Below are 11123 nucleotides of genomic sequence, written 5' to 3' on the forward strand. Positions count from 1 at the left end.
CATGCATAAACATAAATAAATTATGGAACCATTATATACGGCTACTGTAACAGCAGCCGGTGGCAGAAACGGGCAAATAAAAAGTACAAATGGTGTACTTGAATTAGAAGTGCGCTATCCAAAAGCATTAGGGGGTGCTAACGATGACTTCACCAACCCTGAGCAATTATTTGCTGCAGGTTTTTCAGCATGTTTCGATAATGCATTAAACAAGGTTATACATGAAGAAAAAATCAAAGCAAGAAATACCTCAGTTACTGCAGCCGTCAGTATCGGTAAAACTGATGCCAAACGTTATGGACTTACAGTAATTTTAACAGCTAATATTCCGGGTGTTACAAAGGAAGTAGCTACATCGCTAATGGAAAAAGCACACCAGGTTTGTGCTTACTCTAATGCCACAAGAGGCAATGTTAATATTCAGTTATCAGCAACCACTAATGATTACTAGGTTAATGCCTCCGTCATATTTTGCATTTTTCGCTAAAAGCTTATGGAATATAATAAACCGAATTGAATTAGGAAAAGTTATTCGTTAACTGTCATTATTGAGCGGCCCGCGAACTTCGCCTTTGGGCAAGAAACAGAGAGTAAAACCATAACCTGGCATATCAATGGATAACGAAATAGCGTGGCGAATATCTTCACAACCAATTGAAGTGGGTTTGATGCTGTCTTTAGTATTAATCTAAAATGAAAATCAATGAAAGCACTAAAAATTATACAATATGGAGAAATAATAAATTCCCTGGATTTTCAGGACGTTGAAATGCCTGAATTGTTAGCAAATGATATTTTGATTGAAATATTTGCTGCGGCAACTAATCCAATAGATCATTTAATTATTGCAGGATTTCTAAAAAATATTAATCCGCTACAATTTCCTGCTCCAATTGGTTTTGATGTTAGCGGTATCGTTGTAAAAAAGGGAAATAATGTAATGGATTTTGAAATTGGAGATAAAGTATTTTCAAGAGTACCTGGCAACCGTCCTGGAAGTTTTGCTGAGTTTATTGCCGTTGATAGTGCTGTGGTTGCTCACATGCCCAATAACGTTACTTACGAAAAAGCAGCTGGAATTCCTTTAGTAGGGCTTACTACTTTGCAGTCTTTAGAAAAAGTTAGCATAAAAGAAGGAGACAGGGTTTTAATTCATGCAGGTTCGGGAGGTGTTGGCACTTTTGCTATTCAATAGCAAAGTCAAAAGGAGCGTATGTTTATACCACAACAAGCACCGACAATGTAAATTGGGTAAAGGCTCTTGGTGCAGACAGGGTAATTGATTATAAAACGGAAAATTACAAGGACATCGTTGAAAATATTGATATTGTTTTTGACACTTTAGGTAAGAATTATACAGTTGAGTCATTTGATGTTATAAAAGAAGTTGGAAAAGTTACAAGTATAGTAGGGCCATTTGATGAAGAAACTGCCACAGCATTTGGAAACTCAAACTACAACATGCCAGAAGATTTAGTTATGGCGATCACAAATAAAAAAGCAGTTTACAAATTTACAATGATGCAACCTAATGGAAAACATCTAACACTTATTAAACAACTAATAGAACAAGGTAAGATAAAACCGGTGGTGAACAAAGTCTTCAAATTTGGTGAAGCAATCGAAGCTTTAATTTTCCAGCATACAGGCAGGGCCAAAGGGAAAATAGTTATTAATGTAAAATAATTACCGCTAACATTATGGGAGAAGAGTTCATTGACTGATTATATATTTTCATTCAATTAAAATTCAAAACTTGGAGTATGTTATTTGATCATAAGTATAGCAGGCGTCACTTTTCATACCAGATAATAGCTTGCTGTTTTTTCAAATTTTCACCATTAACACATTTAAATACAATGGAAGCTAAAGGGGTTACTATTCATAAGAGTAAATTTGGTGTAAAAGAAACTATCGACAAATTACAGTCATTTCTACAGCAACATGGGGCTACCATCTATGTAAGAATTAATCAACAAGCCGAAGCAAATAAAAGCGGTCTGCATTTATTACCACTTGAATTTATTCTGTTTGGAAATCCTGCAGCCGGTGGGTTGCTAATGATTGACAATCCTTTAGTGGCCCTCGATCTTCCATTAAAAGTGATTGCATGGGAAGATGATAAAAAAGATGTTTGGCTGGCATATAATAAATCAGGTTATATAAAGGACAGATATTCGCTACCCGATATACCTAATTCACCTTTAGTATTAGATAATATTATTAAAATGGCATTGGGGATATAAGTATTTTGATATTGTACAAAGTGTAATAAAAAAGTTTTTAGTTGTAATGAAATTTTTTTTAAAATTTCATTTGGCTGAAAATCCAATGGCTATTTTACCTGGTCATTAATTTTTGCCTTCAACCTTTTTATTTCTGTTTCTAATTTTGTTATCTGATCCCGCTGTGCAGCAAAAGCTTCTTCAATATCTTCTAAAGTATAGCGTTGTATTATATGCTGTGGACAGTTCCAGTCGTAAGCCTGAATATCAAATAGCATCATCCTTTCAGGTCTGAATTTATATTCATACAAATCAAGCAACTGGTATAATTCAGGATCATCTTTGAGTTCTATAATAGTGGCTTTGGCATATATTTTCAACCTGGCCCCCGCTGGATAATCAACCATTATCAGCGAAACATTATTGTTGGTAGCGATATTGCCAACAGAAATATATTGCATATTACCACGAAAATCCATACACCCTATTCGCTTTGAATCCAATACTTTTAAAAATCCTTTTGGTCCTCCCCTGTGCTGTATATAAGGGAATTCGTTTTCGCCAAAACTCGCCATATAAAAACTATCCCGCCTGGCAATAAATTCAATTTCATTTTCTGTTAGTCCATCAACATAAGTATCTATTTCCATCCTTGCATAATTGGTTCTGCTGCCCAACTTTTCCTGAAATTCTTTTACAGGTGAAGTGAATGCTATTTCAGGATAATTTTTAGCCATACAAATAATTTCAAATTGCAAACCTTTAAAGCTAAATAATTGACTTATTATTTTATTGAAGTTTTAAGGATAGTTAAGATTAAAAAAAGTCGCATTCGTATTATTGTTACTCCGATACATAATCCTCCTTTAATTTATGCATCTATTTCATCGTTACTTTTAATAAAAAATATTTTTCTTAAGACTGTTGGTTTTAGCTTCCATAAAACAATTGTTCAATCTCTTTGCTTGATTCTTCTGCACCAATTTCCAAACGCCTTGCATACATTGCTTGTGCATCAGCTCCTGCCAGATATCGTAGCTTAGTTTTTCCATCGGTCGCCGCTTCATAAACAACATCAGCAATTTGTTCTGCACTGGAGTAGCTTTGGGCTCTTTCCGGTTCCATAAACTTTGCCATTACCTGCGTCATTTGTTGATCATAAGCCGGGTGTTGCGTTAATACCAGTGAACGACTTACAAAATCTGTTCTTATACCTCCCGGCGAAACCGTTTTAATTCCAATGCCAAATTGTTTTAGTTCAAAAGCTAAACTTTCGCTCCAACCTTCTAATGCCCATTTTGTGGCGTGATAAACAGAATTAAAAGGTAAAGCTAGTAATCCTCCTACAGAAGTTGTGGTGATAAATAAACCTCCTTTCTTTTCTCTAAAATACGGGATAAATGCCTGGGTTACCCTCATAACACCCAATAAATTGGTGTCTATTTCCTTTACAATTTGTTCTTCTGTTGCGCCTTCAAATGGCCCTGCAAGTCCGTAACCTGCATTGTTAAAAACAACGTCAATATTTGCTAATGAAATTGCTTTTTGCGTTGTTGTTTTTATTTGATCGACATTGGTTACATCCAAAGGCAGCAACACAATATTATCTATAAGTGTAAGCTCGGTTTCTTTTTCCGGGTTTCGCATGGTAGCGATAACTTTCCAACCTTTATCGGCAAATAGTTTTGCCGTTGCTCTGCCCAAACCTGTTGAAGCACCTGTAATAAAAATTACCTTAGTCATATTGATTACTTATTTATTATTTGATAAAACTAATTATATGGCTTTAAAAAAAGCAACACCATAAACAATTTAAAAATGTAATAGCTACAATTCAACAATGTAATATTTTCCTATTTTATTGGATCGTCTATATCATCAGGCCTGCGTTCATTTTTTTCAGTTTCTTTTGCAGGTAGATTTTTTTTATCCTGATTTAAAACCTCATCCCACAAGGTATCTCCAGACTCATCAGGTAACACAACTTTCTCCTTTTCAGAACCGTTGGTATCATTTAATTTTTCATTTATTGTGTGCGACTCAGATTTTAAAAAAGGGACATTGTCTAAAGTGCTTTTCATAAATTAATTTTTAAGATTACAATTTCCTTTCCGATTCTTTAATGGCTAAATCATTGATACTTGCAAAACGTTTCTGCATTAATCCGTTTTCATCAAACTCCCAGTTCTCATTACCATAAGCCCTGAACCATTCGCCGTCAGCATTATGATATTCATATTCAAATCGCACAGCAATTCTGTTATCAGTATGTGCCCAATATTCCTTAACCAGTTTATAGTCTAATTCCTTTTTCCATTTTTCTGTTAGAAAGGTAACAATTGCTTCCCGTCCTTTTAAAAAAATATTTCGGTTTCTCCATTCGCTGTTAACAGTATAACTTTTTGAAACCCTTACAGGATCTTTACTGTTCCAGGAATCTTCTGCCATTTGAATTTTTTGCTTTGCCGTATCTGCAGTGAATGGTGGAAGTGGAAGTTTTTGTTCCATTGGCTTAATTTTAATTTTAAAAAAAATAATAGAAACGGATGAAAACACATTGCACTAGAAAAAATTACCAATATTTATTTTAATAAAAAGAAAACACATTTAATGTACAATGTAATTAAATATCTACGTCCCTATGCAATACAAGATAACGACAACAACGATGGTAGCGATGGGTTGTTCTCTGTACAAACAAAAAAATTGTCGACGTTTTTTATTCTTTGTTCAGCTAATTTAATTCGTCATTTCCAGGTTTGTAGTTATACCGCCTTCCAATATTTTCAACCGTTTGTCAATACCTAAAACCTGGTAAGAAATTTTTATGTCTTTTTCATTTTGTGTATAATGTTTCCATCCTTCATAATGCAAAGGAATGATAGTAGCATCCGGAAAGGCAAGCGCCGTATCCATCGCATCATTGGTACTCATGGTTACATTAAATGGTCCCCTTACCTGGGCGGCTCCTGCAAATATAAAAACATACTGAGGATGAAAACGTTTGGCTACTTCTGCAACACCTTCATAATAAGTAGTATCGCCGGTAATATAAATTTCCAGTTGCGGATCACTTTTTACAGTCAATACAAATCCCGTTACGTCACCCTGTAAACCCTCTATCCCCGCAGGACCGTGCCGTGCAGGCGTTGCTGTTATTACGATTTCAGTACCATCTGGTGTAGTAACGGTATCAGTTTGCCACGGATGCAAACCAATAGCCGTCCCTTTAAGGCGTTGTGCTCCAACCTTAGTGGTGTAGGTTTTCGGCACACTTTGTAATAGCTCCCTCCCTGCATTATCTAAATTATCAAAATGCTGATCATGGCTTAAAAGCACTATGTCAATCTTTCCAATATCCACATTAGCCGGCCCCATTATTTTTTCATGTACCAACACACCTGAATGATATATTCCACCTGCAGGATCAAGTGATGGATCTGTCATAAAACGAAGCCCCCCTATTTCCAATATAGCTGTAGGCCCTCCAATATAAATTACATTAAAGAAATATTTTTTCATTGTGTTTTAATTTAAATTTTTTTCCAAATAATCAAATAGTAAAAAAGCCCCTTGTTGCAACAAAGCGCTGCAATCAAATTGGGGCTTTTCACCATTATACCTCACTATCATTTTTTTATCTGCTTTTGTTCTTACACTCATCTATTTATATGTGCCAACCTATCTGTTAGATAATTGCTGATATTTTTGCTTTCTTTTAATTAGCCAAAATGTATTGTAGTATTTACGGCATTTATGCCAGGTACTTTTTAAGTTCTGCTGCCGCATGTACAAATAAAGATTTTACAGCAGGTACCTCAGCCAATCCATTTAACAATCCAAAGTCGTGGATCATTCCGTTGTAACGTATGGTTGTCACTTTAACTCCGGCTTCATCCAGTTTGCGGCCATAAGCTTCTCCTTCATCACGTAATACATCATTTTCAGCTACCTGAATTAGCGCCGGAGGTAATCCATTCAATTGTTCAATACCGGCATGTAATGGAGAGGCATAAATTGTTTTTCTTGATGCCGGATCTTTGATATACATATCGTACATCCACTTCATCATCGAGGTAGTAAGAAACCGATCCTGACCAAAAAGTTGGTAAGATTCTGTTTCAAAATTGGCGTCAACAATAGGCCACAACAGAATCTGAAATTTTATTTCGGGGCCAGCATTCTCTTTGGCCTTAAGGGTAGTAACAGCTGTCATATTACCTCCCACACTATTACCCACCACTGCCAACCTTTTTCCATCCACGTTTATTTCATTCCCATGTTCAGCCACCCATTTTGTAGCCGCATAAATTTCATTAATTGCCTGGGGATATACTGCATCTGGTGTTGGTGTATAATTTACAAACACTGCTACAGCACCGGAAAGCACTACAAGGTCCCTTACCATTCGCTGATGCGTTGGAAAGTCGCCCAGCACCCAGCCACCGCCATGTATAAAAATAAATACAGGCAATATTTCCTTTACAGCCGCCGGCCTTACGATGTTTAATTTTACTTTGTAACCATCACTTGAAATAATTTTTTCATCAACCTCTATACCGGACAAATCAACCTTTACAGATGCCTGAGCATCTACCAACACCTGCCGGGCTTCCAGCGGTGTAAGGGTTTCAAGAGGTGGGCCACCTCCTCCATTTAAAATTTTTAAAAAGGCTTTTACACGACTGTCAAGATGGGGATCAGTTGCAAAGTCGACAACTTTTGAAGGCTTTTCCATTGTTGCTGTACTCATGATAATTGTATGTTTAAATGATTTATAATTTCTTTATCTAACTGGATTTATTCTTTAAGGTTTATAACATGGGATGATTGCTAAAGGAGTAGTTTTATTTAAGATATTTTTTCAATTCGGCAGCAGCCTGTACAAATAATGAACGGGTTTGTGGAATTTCAGCAAGCCCATTCAGTAAACCGAAATCGTGGATTACACCATTGTAACGGATTGTTGTTACTTTAACACCAGCTTCATCTAACTTCCTGCCATACGCTTCTCCCTCGTCTCTAAGAATATCATTTTCTGCCACCTGTATCAAAGTCGGCGGCAGTCCCCTTAATTGATCAACGGTTGCCCGTAAGGGAGATGCATAAATATCAGATCGTTTTCCTGGGTCTTGATGTACATATCATACATCCACTTCATTAATGATGTCGATAAAAAACGATCTCTGCCAAAAAGACGATAAGATTCTGTATTAAAATCAGCATCCACAATCGGCCACATCATTATCTGTAATTTAATCTCCGGTCCGTGTTTAGCCTCTGCCATTAAAGCCGTTACAGCAGTCATATTACCACCCACACTATTTCCCACCACAGCAAGTCGTTTGCCATCTACATTTAATTCTGATCCATGATCAGCTCCCCATTTAGTTGCCGCATAAATTTCATTGATAGCTCTTGGATACACGGCATCCGGCGTTGGCGTATAATTTACGAACACTCCTACTGCACCGGAGAGTACTACCAGGTCATGTACCATGCGTTTATGGGTTGGGAAATCTCCTAAGACCCATCCTCCGCCATGAATGAAAATGAATACAGGAAGCACTCCCTTCACTCCTGCAGGCCTCACTATATTGAGTTTAATTTTAAAACCATCACTCGTGATTGTTTTCTCAGAAACATCAATCCCTGATAAATCTACATTCACCGATGCCTGGGCATCCACCAACACCTTTCGTGCTGCTAATACAGGTAAACTCTCTACTGGTTGTCCACCGCTATTAATTACTTTTAAAAAAGCTTTTACCTCAACCGAAAGATTTGGATCAGTGGCATAATCCTTTTGGGCGACAGCAATGTTTTGAATAAAAACCGTAAACAGAATAAAAAAAATATTTTTAAAATTTTGCTGAATACCCGATAGCAAGCGGTTTATAGTTAATGATCGCTTCATTTTAAAAAATTACTTTTTATAAAAAAATGGGTGTTTGTAAATTGAGTGGATGTACATTTAATAGAAACTTTATTTACCCCCCTATATTCTGTAAATACTAAGCGCTAACACCCTCAAATCCCATTGCCGGTGTTGCAAGAAATTGATGTTCCCACGTAAGCACGCTACCAACTACGCCCCAGTAATCAACCAGATTTTCTCCAACAACAGGGCCTGTTTCTGTACGTGCCCAATCCCGTTGCAGTTCCATTATAAACACTCCCCATGTTATAGGCATACAGCCTGCAAGTATCATTCTTTGTATAGCCATTTCATGTGCTTCAAGGCTAACGCCGCCAGAAGCATCAGTAACAATGTAAACCTCATAGCCTTCACCTGCCGCATGTATAGAACACATAGACAGGCACGCTTCTGTCCACAGTGCTGCAATCACTAACTTTTTTCTGCCAGTCTGTTTCACCCAGTCTACCACACGTTCATCCTGCCAGGCATTTATCCAGGTGCGGTCAATCGGTTTTTGATCAGGATATATTTCCTGGAGTTGTTTAATCAAATACCCGCCACGTTCCTGCCGAACGGTTGAAAAGAGCGTAGGGATACCAAACCCCTTTGCGGTTTTTGTTAATGCCGCTACATTATTTATAATGGTTTGGGTATCGTGGCTCTTTACTCCGGCAAACTGAAATGGTTGATGGTCAATTATCAGCAAGGCGCAATTATCAGGTGTTAGCAAAGCATCAAGCCCCGCCTTTGGATTGGTGTTAACATTGTTTGTGGATGACATAAAATTTGTTTTAAAATGAATGTTTTATTTATTGCCCGGACTAAGAAGCATTGGTCATTCCCGAAAAAATAGGCATTTCGCAAATACAGTTATGTAACAAGCATTTTATCAATGCTCAACATCGTTGTGTTACTCCCGTGTACCACATACCATTGTGGATCTTTTATTACGTTATCAATTAAAAAACTCCTGTTTATACTTTCAACAAATTCATCAAAAAAACTTTTAAGAACAATTGAAAACAGTATCATGAGTTGTGGTAAATTATTATGGTTTTCTTTTCTCAAAGTTCATTTACAGACTATAAAAAGGATTGCTTAATTAATTCATATTGTTTGATTGTTCAGTTCAATTTTTCATTGAATTTGTTTGCGGATATTTTAATTCAGTAGTGAATGAAGCAGCAACCTGGATGTAAAAAATTGTGAAAAAAGACTTTAAAAAATCACTTCCCATATTTATATTTGTGAGATCATAACTCTTTTTGCCGGTTGTGTATTACCCGAATGATATTTTAATACCGCCTCTTCAATAGCGATATCATCCGTAGTGTAGCGCTGTATCTGTAACAGGTATTGCGACCAGGATTCCACAATAAAGAATTCAGTAATAATTGTTGGCGACGTAATGTTTTGAAAAACGCCAACCTGCATTGCGCCATTTCTCATTCGCAGATTTTTTAATAATAATGCTGCAGTAGTAAATTGCTGAATATTTTCTTGAGACACTTCGTAGTCAATCCAAACCAGCACAGGGCCATCGCTCTCCGTAATTTCCAAAGCCGGAACCAGTGTATTTATTTTTGCTGCAGGTGTAAAACTACCAATGGATATATTTTTAAGTGCATAAGGAATTGCTAATAATAAACTTGCTGCCATCCATCCAAATGCTAAAAAAATAGCATACTGTATGCCCATTCTAGAAGCAATTGTACCCCAAATAATACCTCCCAATGCCATACCACCCTGAAATAATAACAGGTAAACACTTATTGCCCGGGATAATACCCATGCAGGAACATTGGTCTGTATGGCTACATTAAAACTGGACATCGCCATTAACCAACCGATACCAGCAAAAAAAAGTCCTGCAAAAAGTAAATAGTTATTAGAAAAAAAATGAAGTATTAACAGGTTTGCCCCAACCAATAAAACGGCAATTAATAATTTTTGATCAATATTTAAAACACTATTGATTGACGGAAGTATTATTGCCGAAATTATAGCTCCCCCGCCAAGGCTAAATAGCATTGCGCCATATATGCCGGCAGTCTGATGTAATTTTTGAATTATTATCAACGGCAATAAACCCCATAAAGCACTTGCACCAATTGCAAAAGTTACCGACCTGATAAGCACGGGATGCAATTGAGTAGCATAACGAACATAATTTAATCCAATACGCATCGCACTTACAAAACGCTCTGTTTGCAGCGTTTCATTTGCAGGCATTCCACTCCAAAAATAAACCGCTAAAAGTGTACCCAAAAAGCATACTGCATTTACGATAAAAATATATTCGGGAGCATAAAAACTGATGATCAAACCGCCTAATGCCGGTCCTATTGCCCGTGAAAGATTAATACTGACACCATTTAAAGTAATAGCGGACGAAAGGCGTGCTGGTGGCACTAAACCCGGCACAATGGCTTGCCACACGGTTTCGTTTATTGCAGGCCCCAATGCCAGTAAAAATGATAATACAAGCATTAAAAGAGGAGGTGTATAATTAAGAAAACCAAATACAGCCAGTATCAACGCCATAATAAACATCCAGGATTGGGTAAGCAGCAGGATTTTTCTTTTATTAAAAATATCTGCTAAAGCACCCGCAGGAATCCCCAGCAAAAACATAGGTAGACTAGTTGCTGTTACCATTAATGAAATGTAAAGAGGGGAAGCAGTTTGCCGGGTGATTATCCAACTTGCACCAACCCCTTGCATCCACATTCCAAGATCTGAAAAAAAAGCTGCCAGCCATATAACCAGGAATATTTTAGATTTAAAAGGACTCCAGAATGAATTAGCCGTTGGCGAGGTTACATTAGCGGTGGTAGCTGTTGACATTTTGGGGATTTTTTACACTTGCCTCTAATTTAAAATTCAGATTTTATTATACGTATTTATCGTTTCATATTGTTAGCATACTTATTAAAATATGACATTGAGATACATCTGCTAATCAAATATCCTCTTAC

Annotated in this window: 14 protein-coding genes; 4 read left to right on the forward strand and 10 right to left on the reverse strand. The window is 36.9% G+C overall.

Features of this window, described 5'->3' with window-relative positions:
* Positions 1–22 precede the first annotated feature (22 nt).
* From QWZ08_RS10830 to QWZ08_RS10845, 4 genes are all read left to right on the forward strand, one after another.
* Positions 23–451: an organic hydroperoxide resistance protein gene (locus QWZ08_RS10830; RefSeq protein WP_290337426.1), complete on the forward strand. Its 429-nt coding sequence runs from the start codon at positions 23–25 to the stop codon at positions 449–451.
* 252 nt (positions 452–703) lie between these two features.
* Complete coding sequence (locus QWZ08_RS10835) at positions 704–1195, forward strand: NADP-dependent oxidoreductase (RefSeq protein WP_290337427.1); 492 nt, start codon at positions 704–706, stop codon at positions 1193–1195.
* Positions 1192–1686, forward strand: coding sequence for a zinc-binding dehydrogenase (locus tag QWZ08_RS10840; RefSeq protein WP_290337967.1), 495 nt, complete (start codon positions 1192–1194; stop codon positions 1684–1686). The genes QWZ08_RS10835 and QWZ08_RS10840 overlap by 4 nt, the downstream gene beginning before the upstream one ends.
* Positions 1687–1859: 173 nt before the next feature.
* A complete protein-coding gene (locus QWZ08_RS10845; protein WP_290337428.1) occupies positions 1860–2246 on the forward strand; it encodes a DUF302 domain-containing protein in 387 nt (128 codons plus the stop codon).
* Between the two features lie 89 nt (positions 2247–2335).
* Here the strand turns inward: QWZ08_RS10845 and QWZ08_RS10850 are convergent, their stop codons facing one another.
* The 10 genes from QWZ08_RS10850 to QWZ08_RS10895 all read right to left on the reverse strand — a co-directional run bounded on the left by QWZ08_RS10850 (position 2336) and on the right by QWZ08_RS10895 (position 10992).
* On the reverse strand, positions 2336–2962 hold the full coding sequence (locus tag QWZ08_RS10850) for a pyridoxamine 5'-phosphate oxidase family protein (RefSeq protein ID WP_290337429.1): 627 nt from the start codon (positions 2960–2962) through the stop codon (positions 2336–2338).
* Between the two features lie 193 nt (positions 2963–3155).
* Positions 3156–3968, reverse strand: a complete 813-nt coding sequence (locus QWZ08_RS10855) for an SDR family oxidoreductase (RefSeq protein ID WP_290337430.1) — start codon at positions 3966–3968, stop codon at positions 3156–3158.
* A 110-nt stretch (positions 3969–4078) separates the two neighbouring features.
* A complete protein-coding gene (locus QWZ08_RS10860; RefSeq protein WP_290337431.1) occupies positions 4079–4306 on the reverse strand; it encodes a hypothetical protein in 228 nt (75 codons plus the stop codon).
* Positions 4307–4322: 16 nt separating this feature from the next.
* Positions 4323–4733 carry a nuclear transport factor 2 family protein gene (locus QWZ08_RS10865; protein WP_290337432.1) on the reverse strand — a complete coding sequence of 137 codons (411 nt, stop codon included), beginning with the start codon at positions 4731–4733 and terminating at the stop codon, positions 4323–4325.
* 231 nt (positions 4734–4964) lie between these two features.
* On the reverse strand, positions 4965–5747 hold the full coding sequence (locus tag QWZ08_RS10870; protein WP_290337433.1) for an MBL fold metallo-hydrolase: 783 nt from the start codon (positions 5745–5747) through the stop codon (positions 4965–4967).
* Between the two features lie 232 nt (positions 5748–5979).
* Entirely contained in the window at positions 5980–6978 is a 999-nt protein-coding gene (locus tag QWZ08_RS10875) for an alpha/beta hydrolase (RefSeq protein ID WP_290337434.1), read from the reverse strand.
* A 94-nt stretch (positions 6979–7072) separates the two neighbouring features.
* A complete protein-coding gene (locus tag QWZ08_RS10880) occupies positions 7073–7336 on the reverse strand; it encodes an alpha/beta hydrolase fold domain-containing protein (protein WP_290337968.1) in 264 nt (87 codons plus the stop codon).
* Entirely contained in the window at positions 7297–8142 is an 846-nt protein-coding gene (locus QWZ08_RS10885; RefSeq protein ID WP_290337435.1) for an alpha/beta hydrolase fold domain-containing protein, read from the reverse strand. Before QWZ08_RS10885 ends, QWZ08_RS10880 begins: the two co-directional genes overlap by 40 nt.
* Before the next feature lie 97 nt (positions 8143–8239).
* Positions 8240–8926 (reverse strand): hydrolase, encoded by a 687-nt coding sequence (locus QWZ08_RS10890; RefSeq protein WP_290337436.1) that lies wholly within the window; start codon positions 8924–8926, stop codon positions 8240–8242.
* A gap of 458 nt (positions 8927–9384) precedes the next feature.
* On the reverse strand, positions 9385–10992 hold the full coding sequence (locus QWZ08_RS10895) for an MFS transporter (RefSeq protein ID WP_290337437.1): 1608 nt from the start codon (positions 10990–10992) through the stop codon (positions 9385–9387).
* Positions 10993–11123: the final 131 nt, after the last annotated feature.

Source organism: Ferruginibacter paludis (genome assembly GCF_030409685.1).
In the GTDB taxonomy this organism is placed as follows: Bacteria; Bacteroidota; Bacteroidia; order Chitinophagales; family Chitinophagaceae; genus Ferruginibacter; species Ferruginibacter paludis.